We start from the raw sequence: 17,376 nt of genomic DNA, 5'->3' as shown, positions 1-17,376 counted from the left end.
ATAGTTCGCATTTCAAACAAATAACCCCCCTCAATTTTTGAGGGGGGTTATCTCTATTATTGGTTATTAAGCCATTTTTTCTTTTTCTTGCGCAAGTCTTGGAGTTTCTTCTATTTGAATGTTTGCAAACATATCAAGACCTGTTCCTGCTGGTATCAATTGTCCGACAATGACGTTTTCTTTTAAACCAAGTAATAGATCTTCTGCTCCTTCAATAGCTGCTTCGGTAAGAACTTGTGGTGTTTGTTGGAAACTTGCTGCACTTAACCAACCAACACGTTCAAGTGATGCCTTGGTAATTCTGAGCAATCTTCTTCTGTATTTAATTGGTTCTTTTGGAAGAATTTGATATGTAACAATTTCTCCCTCACCGTTTTTCACTATTAGGTCTTTAATTCCAAGTTTTATAGCTTTTTCTAAAATTTCTTCTGTTACCTCTTCACCTTCTTTTGCAATTTCTACTATTTGTCCATTTTCATCTTCTGCGATCAGATGATGATGTAATTCTTTTCCTATAACACGTTTTCTGTTTGAATCAACTTGTACGTTAGATTCTAGAATTTCTTTATTAATCCTTTTTACCGTTTCAAGTCTTACCAAATCACCAGGTAGATAATCTGTATCACCTGGATCTACTACTTCAACTTTATCAAGCATCTGTTTTATTATAATTTCAAAGTGTTTATCGTGAATATCAACACCTTGTTCTACGTAAACTTTCTTGATTTCCTTTAACAGGTACAATGCAGTAGCATCAACATCAAGTGTTTCAAGAATCTTTCTTGGTCTAATTGCTCCAGTTGATAGGGATTGCCCTGGAAGTACCTTTTGTCCCTTATTAACCGCAACTTTAACTTTAATCGGAATTTCGTATTCGTGAATGTCACCAGCTTCATCTTCTATATAAACTTTCTTTTGACCAGTTTCGTCTTCAACTATATCTTTTACATATCCTTTTACTCTTGAAAAGACGCCTTCAGGTTCTTTAAGTTTCTTTCTTGCTTCAAATAATTCTTCAGCTCTTGGAAGACCTTGTGTAATATCTGCTGTTGTTGCGATACCACCTGTGTGGAATGTTCTCATTGTTAGCTGCGTACCTGGTTCACCGATTGATTGTGCAGCAACAACACCAACTGATTCACCAACACCAACAATCTGGTGATTTGAAAGATCCATACCGTAACATTTTGAACATACGCCGTGCTCTGCTTCACAAGTAAGAACTGATCTAACTATGATTTCTGGTCTTACTTGTACTGATTCAACATTATTTTCTTCAAGGATTTTTGCGGTTGTAACTTCTATTAATTCTTCATCAACAACAAGTTGTTTGGAATCTTTACTGCTTAATACTGTCTCAACTGATACTTTTCCAACGACTGGATATATCTTTACTTTCAACTTTGAAAGTCCTGCAGATGTTGCTTTTCTAATTATATCCCAGTTTACTTCTGTTCCAACTTCATAGTGTACATCGTCATATACAAAATCTTCTGCGAGTTCACAATAGTTTTCTGGAAGTTCAGGACTGCTTAGATCAATTTCGCCTTCAGTTACTACTGGAATTCTTACAGAATAATTTCCTAAGAACTTGGCATCATCATCATCGATCATTGTATCTCTTGTGTATTGTTTGCCCGTTTCTGGATTTACAAGAACATTATTTGTTTTTGGATCAAATACATCTTTTGCAAGAACTCTACCGAATAAGAAGTCTTCAAGTTTTTCAACAGTTAAACCATCGCTGCTCTTTAGGACAGTTGCTCTAACACCGTTGTGTGTTCCACAGTCGGTTGTTGTAACAACTACAGATTGTGCAACGTCTACAAGTCTTCTTGTAAGATATCCTGCAGAGCTTGTTCTAAGTGCAGTATCTGCCGAACCTTTTCTTGCACCATGTGTACTGATAAAGAATTCAAGCACTGATAATCCTTCTCTAAAGTTTGAAATAATTGGGATTTCAATAGTTCTTCCAGAAGGATCAGCCATTAGACCACGCATACCTGCAAGTTGTTTTAGTTGGTCTTTATTACCTCTAGCACCGGAATCAACCATTATATAGATTGGGTTAAATGGATCTTTTCCTATGTATTCAAATGTTGCATCTTGAACTTTTTCGGTTGCATCAGCCCATATTTTAATAGTTTCTCTGTATCTTTCTTCGTCAGATAGGAACCCTTCTGCAAATAATTCTTCTATTTCACTAACTTTTGCTTTTGCTTGTTCAATAATTTTCTCCCTTTCAGGAGAGATATAAAAGTCTGTAATACTTACAGTTAATCCTGAGATCGTAGCATAGTGGAATCCAAGATCTTTTATGTCGTCAAGAAGGTCGGCTGTTCTGTCGACACCGTATTTTTTGAATGTATTGTAAACTAGGTCTTTAATTGCACCTTTACCATATGTTTTGTTGTAATCTTTAAATTCGTCTGGAACTATACTTGCAAAGATTAATCTTCCGTATGTGGTTTTAATTACTTTATCATCAACTTTTACAAGGATTGGATCATGAAGTGTTATATATCCAAATTCATATGCAAGTCCTGCCTCTTCTATTGAAGAGAATTTCCATTTTATATCTTTTTCCTTTACGTTATCAAAGTTTTTGTCTACCATTGTTAAATAGTAAACACCTGCAACTATATCTTTACCTGGCATGGATATTGGCTTTCCATGTGCAGGTGATATTATATTGTATCTTGAAAGCATTAAGAACTTTGCTTCAGCTTGCGCTGCAGCAGAAAGTGGTACGTGAACTGCCATTTGGTCACCGTCAAAGTCCGCATTAAATGGAGGACAGACTAATGGGTGAAGTTGTATTGCATTACCTTCAATAAGTCTTGGTTCAAATGCTTGAAGCGACATTCTGTGCAATGTTGGAGCTCTGTTTAAAAGAACTGGGTGTCCTTTAATTATTTCTTCAAGTACTTCATATGCTTGTGGCAATTCTTTTTCAATTATTGCCTTTTTCATCTTTCTTGCAGTTTTGCTTGTTTCATCGTCTTTATTCAAAAGCTCTGCAAGAACAAATGGCTTGAATAATTCCATAGCCATTTTCTTTGGAAGACCACATTCGTGTATTTTAAGGTGAGGACCAACAACAATAACTGCACGACCGGAGTAATCCACACGTTTACCAAGTAGGTTTCTTCTAAACCTTCCCTTTTTCCCTTTTAATAGGTCGGTTAATGATTTTAATGGTCTTCCATTTCTATCCGTGACTGCTTTACCCATTCTTCCGTTGTATATTAAGCTGTCAACTGCTTCTTGGAGCATTCTCTTTTCATTCTTTATTATTATCTCTGGTGAATTCATTTCATATAGTTTTTTAAGCCTGTTGTTTCTGTTAATAACGCGCCTATAAAGGTCGTTAAGGTCGGTCGTTGCAAATCTTCCACCTTCAACCTGTATCATTGGTCTTATATCAGGTGGAACAACAGGTATTGCCTCAAGAACCATCCATTCTGGTTTTGTTTCACTTTTTAGAAGATCCTTAACTATTTTTAATCTTCTTAGTAATTTTTTAGCTCTACCGCTGCTTTTTGAAACTTTTTTGAGTTCTGCTTCAATTTCTGCTTTTAGTTTTTCAAGATCCAAGTTTTGAAGTAATTTTTTAATTGCGGCAGCACCTGAATCTGCTTCAATCTTTTCTCCATAGAGAACTCTATATGCCCAATATTGATCATCGGTAATAATATCACCAATTTTTAAGCCTGTTTCAACTGATACTTCATCGTCAATTTTTGTGATAACAACGATTGGTCTGTCATTTTCAACTTCTGATTCTGCAGTGAACATTGCAGGGTAATGTTCCTCAAATATTTTAAATTCGTCAATTGTTAGATATTCATCTTCAAATAAGAATCTATCGGCAATTACATCACCTTCATTAATTTCTTGACCGTCTTCTACATATACCAATGCACCTTCAAATAGTGGATAATGTTTTTCTTCTACAACATTTTCTACGTATAAAGTTCCATTTTTGAGCACTTCATATTTTCCATCTTCTCTTGGCCTTACATTGAGATCTTTACCAAAGCTTATAGTACCACTTACAGATGCTACAACTGCTGGAAGTACTGTTCCATTTGTTAATTGGTCACCTTTCTTTACCTTTGCACCGTTTGAAACGGTAGGTTTAACTCCATATGGTAAAGAAAATGTAACAGGAATATCTTTGCTTGTTGAAAGTGGCCTAACGGTAATTGATTCTGATATTTCATCTATTTCAACTGTTCCATCGAATGGAGCATATATTGGATCAATCTGCATTTCTGAGACTATTTCATCACCTTGATTTACTTTATCGCCATTTTTAACATTTAAAATCATTCCGGTGTATAGTCTATGCTCTGCTCTTGATATTTTTCTTACATCTACCCAAGTTATTTCTCTATCTGTATGAGTTTTCTCATGTCTAATTTTTACTTCACCTGAAATGGAAGAAGTAACAGGAGTTGAAGGAGATTTAATTATAACTCCTGGAACTACTTCAAAATCTAATTTTTGACTGTATATTTCATATTCTGTTTGGTATAATTGTGAACCTTTTATAAAGTCTGTATTTTTTGGATCAGTAACAATCAATATTTTTTCAATGATTCTTTTTCCACCATAGTAAACAACGTTTTCAAGTTCCTTTGCAGGTATTCCAAGAAGAGAAGATAAAATACTTGGGCTGCTTTTTAGATACCAAACATGTACAACGGGTGCAACTAAGTCTATATGCCCCATTCTTCTTCTTCTAGCTTCCTTAGACTCTACCCTTACTCCACATCTTTCACAAACTGTTCCTTCATATTTTTTGCCTTTATATTTTCCACAAGCACATTCGTAGTCCTTTGTAGGACCGAATATTTTTTCACAGAAAAGACCATCTTTTTCAGGTTTGAATGTTCTGTAGTTGATGGTTTCAGGTTTTTTTACCTCACCGCTTGACCAGCTTCTAATTACCTCGGGTGAGGCAACTTTGACAGTAACTTTTGCAATTTTTCTCTTAAAAGTTGAACCCATCATTTTCCCTCCTTATGGGGCATTATAACTTTTCGATGTCTATTTCGTTTCCTTCACTGTCATATACTCTGACGTCTAGTGCGATTCCTCTTAATTCTCTTACAAGCACTTTGAAACTTTCTGGAAGACCAGGCTCAGGAATGTTTTTACCTTTCATTATTGCCTTGTAAACTTCATTTCTTCCCATTATATCGTCACTCTTTACTGTAAGCATTTCATTCAATGTATGTGCGGCACCATATGCTTCAAGCGCCCAAACTTCCATTTCTCCAAACCTTTGACCACCAAATTGTGCCTTACCACCCAATGGTTGTTGGTGAATTAATGAGTAAGGTCCAGTTGATCTAGCATGTATTTTATCTCTTGCTATGTGAATTAGTTTCATTACGTACATATAACCGACAAGTATTGGGTGATCAAACTCAAGACCCGTTCTACCATCTCTTAAAGTAACTTTTCCAGTTGGATTGTTTTCATCATCTCCAACTTCAAGTCCAAGTTTCTTTCTTGCTTTATAAAGTTCAGGGAGAATGTCTTTTTCTTTTGCACCATCAAATACAGGTGTTGCAAACCATTTATTTGTAAGCATTGCAAGCCATCCCAAACTTGTTTCAAGAATTTGACCTACGTTCATACGAGATGGAACACCTAGTGGACTTAATACAACTTGAACAGGAGTTCCGTCTGGTAAAAATGGCATGTCTTCTTTTGGGAGTATCTTTGATACAACACCTTTGTTACCGTGTCTTCCTGCAAGTTTATCTCCAACTTCAAGTGGCTTTCTTATTGCAACATAAACCCTTATTAATTTATTGACTCCTGGTCCAAGGTCCCCGTCTTTTTCCTTATCAAATACGTGCACTGCAATGACTCTTCCTTCAATACCGTGTGGAACTCTTAGTGATGAATCTTTTACTTCTTTACCTTTTTCACCAAAGACTGATCTAATGATTTTTTCTTCTGGGGTTGTATCACTTTCACTCTTTGGTGTAACCTTACCAACCAATATATCTGTTTCTTGTACATATGCTCCAATTCTTATAATTCCATCTTCATCCAGGTTTCTTAGTTTTTCTTTACTTACATTTGGTATATCTGGTGTAATTTCTTCAGGACCAAGTCTTGTATCTCGTGCCGTTGTTTCATAAACTTCTATGTGAACTGAAGTATAAGTTTCTTTTTCAAGAAGTTCTTCACTTATAAGAATAGCATCTTCAAAGTTATAACCTTCCCAAGGTACAAATGCAACAAGGACGTTTTTACCTAAAGCAAGTTCTCCCATATCTGTTGCAGGACCATCTGCTATTGGATCGTCTTTTTTAACAACTTCTCCTACATTAACAATAGGTCTCTGATTTATACATGTATCTTGGTTTGTTCTTGTAAATTTAAGTAGTTCGTATGTATCAAGAACTGGATTTCCCATTGAATCATACATTTCTTTTCCAGTTTCATCTATTCTATGAATTATTATTTTATTAGCATCTACTTTTTTAACAATACCATCGTGTTTTGCTAAGACAAGTGTACCGGAGTATTTTGCAGCTTCCCATTCCATTCCTGTTCCAACCCTTGGAGCTTCTGTTTCTATTAGTGGAACACCTTGCCTTTGCATGTTTGAACCCATGAGAGCCCTGTTAGCATCATCGTGTTCCAAGAATGGAATTAGTGATGTAGAGACACTGACAATTTGGTTTGGTGCAACATCTAAAAATTGAACATCATATTTACTAACGTACAAGACTTTTTCCTCATATCTTACTGTAACATTTTCGGGTATGATGTTTCCTTCTTCATCGACGGGAGTTGTTGATGGAGCTATTTTGTAATTTTCTTCTTCATCTGCTGTAAGGTAAACAATTTCGTCTGTTACTTTTCCTTTTACTACCTTTACATAAGGTGTTATCAAAAATCCATATTTATCAATTGTTGAATATACTGAAAGTGATGTGATAAGACCTATATTTGCACCTTCAGGTGTTTCAATTGGACACATTCTTCCATAGTGTGAGTGGTGAACATCACGAACTTCAAATCTTGCACGTTCTCTTTTTAATCCACCAGGACCAACTGCTGTAAGCCTTCTCTTGTGTGTAAGTTCTGCAAGAGGGTTTGTCTGATCCATAAATTGTGAAAGAGGGTTTGTTGCAAAGAATGAATTTATAGTTGCGATAATTGATCTAACATTAATGAGGCTCTGGACTGATATTTTATCAAGAGAAGTATATGTGGCAAGTTTTTCTTGGATCATGAAAACGGCTTTTGAAAATGCCCTTTCAAATTCAATTCTAATAAGTTCTCCAACGGTTCTAACCCTTTTGTTTCCAAGGTGGTCTTTTGTATCCATTGTTCCTGGATGTTTATCTATTTCAATTAAATTTCTTGATGCAAGAACAATATCCATTGGGGTTAAAACATTGGAATTTTCTGTATATTTTACTCCTTCTACTTCTTCAGGTGACTTTCCTTCTACATCAATCAAGTATTTTCTATATGCTTCTTCGAGTCTGTTATTCATTTTGAAACGACCAACTTCAGAAAGTTCGAATCTTTCTTCGTTAAAGTAAAGATTATTTAAGAATATTTTTGCAGCATTTATCCTTGGGAGTTCACCAGGTCTTAATTTTCTAAAGATTTCAATATATGCTCTGTTTTCTTCTACGTCATCTCCATAAGTGTGTTTAAGTTTTTCTAAAGTATTTACAGCATATCTGTGAGCTACTTTAATCTTTTCAATTTCAGAATTTGCAAGTTTTTCAATTAATCCTTGAGTTATAACATCACCGCGTTTTGCTATTAATTCACCACTTTTTGTTTTAACATCTTCAAGTACGATGAGGCCTTCAGAATGCATTAATGTGTATTCGTCATCGACATCAATCCATTGTGGGAAGAGTGATAATAGTTTTAAATCATCACTATATCCTAGTGCCTTGAGCAGTAAGAAAAGATTTACTCTTCTTTTTCTGTCAATTCTTGCATAAAATACTTCATCGTTAAGGTTTAACAATATTTCAAGCCATGCTCCCCTTACTGGCAAGAAATGAGCAACATAGATTGGACGAGTTCCACTTGTTTTTCTTGGTTCTTCCACAAAATATATACCAGGGCTTCTTACTAGCTGGTTAACGACAACTCTTTCAGCACCGTTAATTATGAAAGTTGTTCTTGGAGTCATGTAAGGTAAGTACCCCAAGAAAGCTTCTTCTTCTATCATTTCATTTGTGCTGTTATCTGTAATACGAACTGTTGTATATACTGGAACTGTGTAAGTTAAAAGCCTTTCTTTACATTCTTGAACAGTATTTTGTGGTTCACCAACACGTACAGAAACAAACTCAAGGGAGAATCCCTTTTCCTTTCTCAAATCTGATTTGGAAGATGTTATAGGGGAGAACTTTTTAAGTACTTTTAGTATCCCATTCTCGAGGAAATCCTGGTAAGATTTTGTTTGAATTTCCACGAGGTTGGGAACTGGGATAGGTGCCTGGACCCTTCCAAAAGAAAAACGGGTCCTTTTTCCACTTTTAATCTCTTTCATCCTATCACCTCAGTTAGAAAAATTTAGGGGGGAATATTACACCAATTATATATTAAAACACAAAAAAACCCCATACACAACACTGTGTACGGGGTTGATACAAAATCTTTTCTTTTTAGAAACTTATGTTACTATTATTTAAGCTCTACTTCTGCGCCAGCTGCTTCCAATTTTTTCTTGATTTCTTCTGCTTCTTCTTTTGCTGCGCCTTGTTTTACAACAGCATCTGGTGTTCCTGCTTTTTCTACGAGATCTTTTGCTTCTTTAAGTCCAAGTCCTGTAATTTCTCTTACGACTTTGATAACTTCAATTTTCTTTGCACCGAAGCTCTTGAGAACTACATCAAATTCTGTTTTTTCTTCTGCTGCTGCAGCACCACCTGCTGCTGCTCCTGCCATTGGCATTGCCATAACTGGTGCGGATGCACTTACTCCAAATTTGTCTTCTAACATTTTTACGAGTTCTGCAAGTTCTGCTACTGTTAATTGTTCAATTGCGCTAACGATTTCTTCTAATGTCATACGTATACACCTCCTAAAATAAAATTATTCTGATTTTTTATCTTTAATAGCATTAAGAGCATAAAGTAAGCTCTTGAGTGTACCAGATAGTACGTTGACAAGCCCTCTGATAGGTCCTTGTACACCACTGACAACCATAGCAAGAAGTTGTTCTTTGGATGGAAGCTTGGATAGGTTTTCAACTTCATCAGCGCTAAAGAATTTGCCGTCAAGGTAAAGACCTTTGAATGAAGGAATTCCTTTCATTTCTTTGGAGAAATCGTAGATAACTTTTATTGCTTCTATTGGATCTCCATCTTCAACGTAAAGAATTGCAAGTGGACCAGCAAAAACATCTTCGATTTCTTCTACGTTGTAACCTGCCTCTTTTAGTGCAAGATATGCGACACTATTTTTTATTACTCTATATCTTGCACCATCAGCAAGTTTTTCTCTAAGTTTTTTTCTGAGGTCTGTAATCTGTGCAACGTTAAGTCCTTTGTAGTCAGAGAAAAGAATTAAAGATGAATTTTTTAAAACTTCTGATAATTCTTTAACTAATTGTTCCTTTTGTGCTCTAGTCAGCAATTTCTCCACCTCCTACAAAAAAATAAACCTCGGTTTTCCGAGGCAACAACAAATGGGAAAATAATATTTCCCATTCTGCCTCGGGCAGGCGGCATACGCCTTTATTTAACCTGCCGTCTTCAGCATCGACTAAATTTTACCATACATTTGTAATTTTACAAGTTTATGTTATGTAAACAATGTGTAAATAGTTTTGTTGGGGAGAACTTTAGAATTTGAAATTAATTTACTAGTATTTAAGGAAAATCAATTTTACAAGTTATTTTAGAACTATTTGGATTTAATTTACAATTTTAATCTGCTTAAATTTAAAAATGACCATAATAGTAATCTTTTATTTTGGCCAGAAAAATGTTTATCTATTGTTTTTATTACAAAATCTTTATTGATATAATTATAAAATTCTGTATTGTTAGGTTTGTTTAAAAATTTTATTAGGTAATCTTTTCCTTTTGCTCTGTACCAAGAAGCATCAGGAGAGCTAAAACCTTGTTTTTTTCTTTCTATTATTTCGTTAGGAATAAATTTTTTCATAACTTTTCGTAGAATATTTTTCCCGATATTTGTCTCAAAATATTTGTCTTTTTTCTTTATTTCATTTTCGTCTATTTTCTGATATTCTTCATAATTTTTTAGTTTGTATTCTAATGGAATTTTTGTTGCAAAATCAACTAAATCATTATCCAGAAATGGAACTCTAGTTTCTAGTGAATGTGCCATACTTATTTTATCTTCAATAATTAAAAGTCCATGCAAGAATGTTTTTAATTCAAAATATAGCGATGCATTTATGAGATCTTTGTTTGTTTTTATAGGAAAATCATATTCTTTAAAAACATATTTAAAAGCTTCATAAGCATTATACTTTGGAATCTTTTTCTTTATTTCATCAGTGTATAATAAGTTTTTTTCATCGTCTTTTACAAGTCTTTGCCAATAATTATAGTAAGAATCTATAAACTCATTTTTACTTTTTTTTCCAAGAGCATGGTAGTATCTCCAAGGATAACCTGCAAATAATTCATCTCCACCAGCACCACTTAAAACAACTTTCACAAATTTAGAAGCTAGATTTGCGATATAGTAATTCGAATAAGACATTCCCAGTCTTGGGTAATCTAAATGATATACCAGATCATCAATAACTTCATATAGATCTCCTTCGTGTAAGACAACTTCATATTGTTCTGTTTTATATGTATTAGATATCATTTCAGCATACTGTCTTTCGTCAAAACCAGCTTCAAAGCCAGCAACGGAAGTCATATCATAGCCACATGTAAATGTTTTTAATCTTTTTAAACTTCTTGAAGCTATTGCTACAATGGATCCAGAATCCATGCCACCACTTAAGTATGATCCCAAAGGTACATCACTTATTAATTGTCTTTTTACAGCTTGAATGAACAATCTTTCTAATTCTTCTATAGCTTCATCTTCTGAAATTTGTAGTTCATCGTGTAAATTAAAATCCCAATACTTATATTGTTCAAAAACTATTTCATTTTTTCTGGATTTAACTATTGCATAATGCCCAGGCTTTAATATTTTTATGCCTTCATATAAAGTTCTATCTGTAAAAATATTTTGAAAAGACATGTATTCATCAAGGGCAAGTAGATCAATTTCTTTTTTGATAAAATTCCACTGAAATAAAGCTTTTATTTCAGAGGCAAATAATAATTTTGCATTATCTAATTTATAGTATAATGGTTTAATTCCATATCTATCTCTAGCTAAGTAAAGTATGTTATCATTTCTATCATATATTGCAAAAGCAAACATACCGTTTAATTTGTCTATTATTTTGATGTTATATTCTATAAATCCGTTTAATACTACTTCAGTATCCGTATTAGAGTAAAATATGTATCCTTTTGATTGTAATTCACTTTTTAATTCCAAATAATTATATATCTCGCCATTATAAGTAATAACATATCTTCCATCTTTAGATATCATTGGTTGATGACCGTGATATGAAAGGTCAAGAATAGACAACCTTCTATGTCCAAGCCCAACGTTTTTATGAGTATATATTCCATAATCATCAGGACCTCTGTGAACAATAGCGTTTGTCATTCTTTTAATGTCTTGAGGTGAAACCGAATTATTTTCGTTAAGGAAAGCACCAACTATTCCACACATATTATTTCACCAACGATTTAGATAATTTAGAATAAATTGTTTTGTATTTTTCGGTATTTACCACTTTTTCATTGGCTTTTTCAAGTTTGTTAGCTTCTTCAAACTTGTTTCTGAGCCTTAATGAAAATATTTTTTTTGCAATAAGTTCAATATTATCTCCAAGATTAATTCCATTTGATATTTCAAAATCTAGTCTTTCGTAATCTTTCTTTTCAAGTAATATATCAGTTATTTTAGAATAATAATTACTTGCAAATGATTTATTTTTGATGACAGAATCAAATTCAGATAACCATTTTTGATTAAATATAAAAGGTATTTTTTCGTTATCCAATAGAACTTGATATAAATCTTTATATAACTTAGCAATCTTGTCGGCTGAAAAGTTTTCGATTACGTATTTTCTCTTTTCATTAATAGTTGATGAATAATTATTGATTAGATATTCAATTTTTTCTTCCAATTCTTTTTCAGAAAAGACAGAATGGATTGGTGCGAATAATTTTGGATCACCATTTATAAATTCTGATTCATGAACAGTAGAGATAACTTCCCTTCCAAAATACAAACTTTCTAAAGAAAACAATCCTATGGAAAAATTGATTTGATCAATGGCAATTCCCTTTCCAGAGTATATTTTTTTGGCCTCTTCATGTTTTAAATTTGTAATAAGTTTAAATTCTATTTTAGGATATTTTAGTTTTAGTTTATCAAATACTTTTAGTACATATTTTGAACCTTTAATAAATTTATTTGAAGGAGCGTGAATTATGCTAAAGTTATTATTATATTCTGTGATTTGATAACTTTCTGGATCAAAGGGAATAGGTATCATAATTCCATAAGGGGTATGCTTTAACTGTTCACTATCTCCATGAACAATTGCATCACTATATTTTGAAAATTCCCATATTTTAAAATACTGATTATAAGTATTTAAAGGTGGATAAGGTAAATTTTTTTCTCCTTCAAATTTAAGTTGATAGTATACAAACTTTGAATTGTTTCTTACATCAGATCCCCATGAGCTTACAACAATTTTCTTTCCTAAGTTTTTGAAATATTCTAATTCCCAGTACGGATTTTTTTCAGGGTATGCATTCCATCCTCCAAAAGAGGTTCCAAATGTTAACGTATCAAAAAAATGATAATGAATAATATCAAACTTTTTAAAAAAATCTATATTTTCAGAAAAGAATTTTTTTACGATTTTATTTCTTTCGGGGAGGGGATATTTATCTAAATTTAGATTGATATCGCCCTTAAAATCTAACCAAGTTTTAAAGTATGAAATGACTTTTGAGTTAACTCCTAATTTTTGTAAATATTTAGATATAACAACTGAATTGTTAGCAATTACAACTGGGCAGTGAAGAACAGAAATCATAACTATCACCTGCTGATTAGTAGAAATTTTTAAAAGGTTTTATCTTGTCATTTCCTAAATTTTCTATGTTTTCTAATAACATTAACTTCTGATCGCCTGTAATTACTCCTAACTTTCCATTAAAATTTACGATAGTTCCTGGTTTTCCATAGAAAATTGTGTTGGTCATGGAAGCTTTCCAAATTATAATTTTGGAATTTTCGAAATAAGTAAATGCACCAGGATAGGGTTTTGATTGTGCTCTAATAAAATTATAGCATTTCTTGATTGGCCAGTTCCAATTAATTTTTCCGTCTTCGGGTTTTCTTTGTAAACAATATGTAGCATCTTCCTCTTTTTGAAGTTTAAGATTTAAATCTAAGTTGTTTTTTATTGAAAAAATAAATTTTTCTATTATTTCAAGATCAAGAGCGCTAATTTTTTCTATAATATCTGATATATAGTCTTTTTCATTTATTTCTATCTTTTTTTGATCAAATATTAGCCCATTATCAATACCATTTGCTAGTTTAAATAGTGTTGTTCCTACGACTTTTTCATCATTAATAACTGCCCAAACTAATGGAGAGCCACCTCTATATTTTGGTAAAAGGGAGTGATGTAAACCAAAAAATCCCATTGGGACCATTTTTAATATATGTTCTGGGATTATTTTATACCATCCGACTACTAAAGCTAAATCAGGTTTTTTTAAATTTATTATTTTTTCTATTTCATGATTATCTCCTATAAATACGGGAATTTTTAAATTTTGTCCGATTTTTATTATGTTGTTTTTTCTACTTCTCATATCAATTTCATCATTAATTGTTACTATTCCACAAAGGCTTTCTGGTAATTTATTAGCTATTAATTTAAGTGTTTTTTCTCCAATCTCTTTACTGCCAATAAATAATATTTTTTTCATTTTTCACCTCATCCCTCGAATTTTTTCTAGTTCATAAACTGAAAAATTCAGAAGAGTTTCACGTGATTAAAAAAATTAAAAACTAAATATTTTTTTCCACACTTTTTTTAAATTAGTTATTACATAACTTAATTCATATTCTGTCATTTCAAAATACATTGGTAGAGATATAGTTAATTTATCGGCTTTATAAGAGTTAATACAGTCATAATCATTTAATTTGTATTTATTTTTATAGTAACCTAATGTGTGTGACGCATGAGTGCCTTGCCGTGTTGCAATACCTAAATCTTCTAATTCGCTCATTAATTTATTTCTTTTTTCGCTGGCTTTTTCGATACTTATGTTTAATACGTCATTATCAATTCTACATACAAATGATTGCCAGCCATGTTCGTAATTTTTTGGAACAAATGGTAAAACAAACCCTTTAAGATCTTTTAGTTCTTCAAGATATATTTTTGCTATTTCTTTTTTTCTGTTTAATATTAAATCTAGTTTTTTCATTTGATGAATTCCTATTGCTCCTTGAATATCTGTCATCCTATAATTATAACCTAACAAATTGAATTCAGGTAGCAAATACCCTTTTTTTAAATGTCTTTGTAAATCAGATAATGTTGCACCATGGGATCGTAAAGCCTCTATTAATTCTGCTTCCTTAAGATTATTAGTCACTATCATTCCGCCTTCACCGGTTGTAATAGATTTTCTGGGATGAAAACTAAAGGCACACATGTTACCGAAATTTCCAACATGTACATTATTAATCCTTGCTCCTACAGCACATGCGCCATCTTCTAAAATTTTTAAATTGTATTTAGTTGCTATCTTGTTTAATTCTATTATATCCGAAGCTAGTCCAAATTGATGAACAGTTAAAATTGTAGTTAATATATTTCCCGTTTTTTTATTTACAAGATTGTTATTTTTAAAAATATAATTTTTTTCTATAATCTCTTTTACTTTTTTTGGATCTAAGTTATAAGTTCTTAAATCTATGTCACAAAAAATAGGGGTGGCTTTTGTATATTCTACAGAATTTGGAGTAGCAACATATGTAAAAGAAGGAACTATTACGTCTTGACCTTTTTCTACTCCTAATACAGTTAATCCTAGATGCAAAGCTGTAGTACATGAAGAAGTAGCTTTTGCATACTTGACACCCGTGTATTTTGAAAATAATTCTTCGAATTTTTTTACCTTTGGTCCTTGAACTAACCATCCACTATCTAAAGCTTCTTTAATTTCATTATATTCATCTTCTGAAAAATAAGGTTTAGTAATAGGAATTTTCACTTTAGATCTTCCTTTCTTTTTTATCTTTTTTTCTCCATTCAATTAAACTTTTTAAGCCTTCTTCCAATTCAACAGATGCTTTAAATCCTAAATCTTTTTCAGCCTTTTCTGTTGAACCAATTCTATGAGTTACAAATGTTTTACCTTGAGGAACATATTTTATTTTACCTTTAAAGTTAGTAAGTTTAATTAACATTTCAGCTAAATCTTTAATTGATGTTCCTTTTCCTGTACCAATGTTATAGAAACCGCTTGTAACATTGGCTTTTAATGCTGCAATGTTAGCTTTTGCAACATCTCTAACGTGTATGAAATCGTACGTTTGTGAACCATCACCATAAACTTCAGGTTGTTCTCCAGCGTCTATTTTATCAAGTATTTTCATTATTACTGAAACATAAGCACCGTTATAATCTTGTCTAGGTCCATAAACATTCATATATCTTAACCCAACATAATTTAAACCATATCTCTTGTGAAAAGCATGTAACATTTGTTCACCTGCAATTTTTGTTGCACCATAAAAAGTTTCGTTGTTAAATGGATGAGTTTCTTTCATTGGAATTTCTAATGCATTTCCATATACTGAAGCAGATGATGAAAAAACTAGTTTTTTTATATTGTTATTTTTACAAGCTTCGATCACGTTGAAAGTTCCAGCTATATTTGTTTCAAAAGCAGCTCTTGGAAAATCATAGCATTGTAATAACCATAGAGCAGCTAAATGAAAAACATAGTCTATACCTTTCATTGCTGAATTTAAAATATCAATATCTCTAATATCTCCACCATATTCATATATTTTACATCTAGGATCTTTTAAAGCTTCATTTAAATTTTTCATTTTTCCCCTTACAAAATTATCGTAAATAATGACTTCTTTAACGTCTTCTTTTAATAATTCTTCTACAACATGAGAACCTATAAAACCTGCCCCACCAATTACTAAAACTCTAGAGTTTTTTAATTCAAACATAAAATCCCTCCTATTGTAAGTAATTCAAAAAATAGTGACAAAATTTATTTTGTATGACTTGATTTTTTTAGTTTTTAAGAATTTGATAGTTATTGATATTTATGATACAAATAATTTTATTTTTGTAAATTGCACTTTATAATTCTTTGCTTTTTTATTTTTATCCTAAAAAAACTTAAGTGGGCGGTGTGCCCACTTAAGTTTGTTAAAAATATAATGTTTTATCTTAACAATTGCAATACATTTTGAGGTTGAGCATTTGCTTGAGCAAGCATTCCCATACTGCTTTGGAGGAGTATTTGTTGTTTGGTAAACTCCATCATTTCTTTTGCCATATCTGCATCTCTTACACGGCTTTCTGCTGCTGTTAAGTTTTCAGCTGCAACACCGAGGTTGGAAATTGTGTGTTCTAATCTGTTTTGTACAGCACCGAGAGCAGCTCTTTGTGAACTTACTTTGTGGATGGCTGCATCAATGACCATGATTGATCTTTCTGCAGCATCTTGAGTTGTGACATCGAGAGATGTTGTTGTAATACCAAGAGCACCAGCACTCATATCATCAATTCCTGCAATCATATTGTGTCCTTCGTTTGAACCAATTTGGAAGATTAATTGATTTGCTGATGTGTTTACTGCTTCTACTCTTACAACTGCACTATCAACGACTTCATTTTTAGGTAATGCCCCACCAAAATCATCTATATCGAACACTGTTGAATCCCATTTGAAAGTTATATTTCCTAAAGTAGCAGAAGCTGCTCCAAGGGTTGCTGAAGTAGTGCTTGTTCCACCGGCTGTTATGAGTGTAATCCTTACATCTAATGCACTAGTTTCAGCACCATTGAGTTGACCTACTTCTATAATATAAGTTCCCTCTGATGCAGCGGAACTAACAGGAGTATTGAGTTCTAAGTTAATATTACCGCCGGTAACGACTTTAGCATCGACTTCGGACCTAAAGCTTTCGAGTTTACCATCAAGAAGCTTTTTGGTGTTAAATTCGGTTGTCCTT

At 32.6% G+C, this 17,376-nt stretch carries 10 protein-coding genes; all 10 read right to left on the bottom strand.

Annotated features, from left to right (window positions below):
* Positions 1–66: 66 nt before the first annotated feature.
* Complete coding sequence (locus tag HNP65_RS02720; RefSeq protein ID WP_184618832.1) at positions 67–5,019, bottom strand: DNA-directed RNA polymerase subunit beta'; 4,953 nt, start codon at positions 5,017–5,019, stop codon at positions 67–69.
* 19 nt (positions 5,020–5,038) lie between these two features.
* Complete coding sequence (rpoB, locus tag HNP65_RS02715; RefSeq protein ID WP_184618831.1) at positions 5,039–8,557, bottom strand: DNA-directed RNA polymerase subunit beta; 3,519 nt, start codon at positions 8,555–8,557, stop codon at positions 5,039–5,041.
* Positions 8,558–8,691: 134 nt separating this feature from the next.
* Positions 8,692–9,078, bottom strand: a complete 387-nt coding sequence (gene rplL / locus HNP65_RS02710) for a 50S ribosomal protein L7/L12 (protein WP_114703158.1) — start codon at positions 9,076–9,078, stop codon at positions 8,692–8,694.
* A 24-nt stretch (positions 9,079–9,102) separates the two neighbouring features.
* Positions 9,103–9,645: a 50S ribosomal protein L10 gene (gene rplJ, locus HNP65_RS02705; RefSeq protein ID WP_184618830.1), complete on the bottom strand. Its 543-nt coding sequence runs from the start codon at positions 9,643–9,645 to the stop codon at positions 9,103–9,105.
* Between the two features lie 285 nt (positions 9,646–9,930).
* Entirely contained in the window at positions 9,931–11,793 is a 1,863-nt protein-coding gene (gene asnB, locus HNP65_RS02700) for an asparagine synthase (glutamine-hydrolyzing) (protein WP_184618829.1), read from the bottom strand.
* A 1-nt stretch (position 11,794) separates the two neighbouring features.
* Positions 11,795–13,180, bottom strand: coding sequence for a glycosyltransferase family protein (locus HNP65_RS02695; RefSeq protein ID WP_184618828.1), 1,386 nt, complete (start codon positions 13,178–13,180; stop codon positions 11,795–11,797).
* Positions 13,181–13,196: 16 nt separating this feature from the next.
* Positions 13,197–14,087, bottom strand: coding sequence for a methionyl-tRNA formyltransferase (locus HNP65_RS02690; protein WP_184618827.1), 891 nt, complete (start codon positions 14,085–14,087; stop codon positions 13,197–13,199).
* 75 nt (positions 14,088–14,162) lie between these two features.
* On the bottom strand, positions 14,163–15,386 hold the full coding sequence (locus HNP65_RS02685; protein ID WP_221236823.1) for a DegT/DnrJ/EryC1/StrS family aminotransferase: 1,224 nt from the start codon (positions 15,384–15,386) through the stop codon (positions 14,163–14,165).
* A gap of 1 nt (position 15,387) precedes the next feature.
* Positions 15,388–16,362 carry an NAD-dependent epimerase/dehydratase family protein gene (locus HNP65_RS02680; protein ID WP_184618825.1) on the bottom strand — a complete coding sequence of 325 codons (975 nt, stop codon included), beginning with the start codon at positions 16,360–16,362 and terminating at the stop codon, positions 15,388–15,390.
* Between the two features lie 221 nt (positions 16,363–16,583).
* Positions 16,584–17,376: flagellin (locus tag HNP65_RS02675; protein ID WP_246348157.1), on the bottom strand; the 793-nt coding region annotated here is incomplete at its 5' end.

Source organism: Thermosipho japonicus, assembly GCF_014201655.1.
In the GTDB taxonomy this organism is placed as follows: Bacteria; Thermotogota; Thermotogae; order Thermotogales; family Fervidobacteriaceae; genus Thermosipho; species Thermosipho japonicus.
The sequence above is the reverse complement of the archived record's forward strand: the minus strand, read 5'-3'. Positions and strand labels throughout refer to the sequence as shown.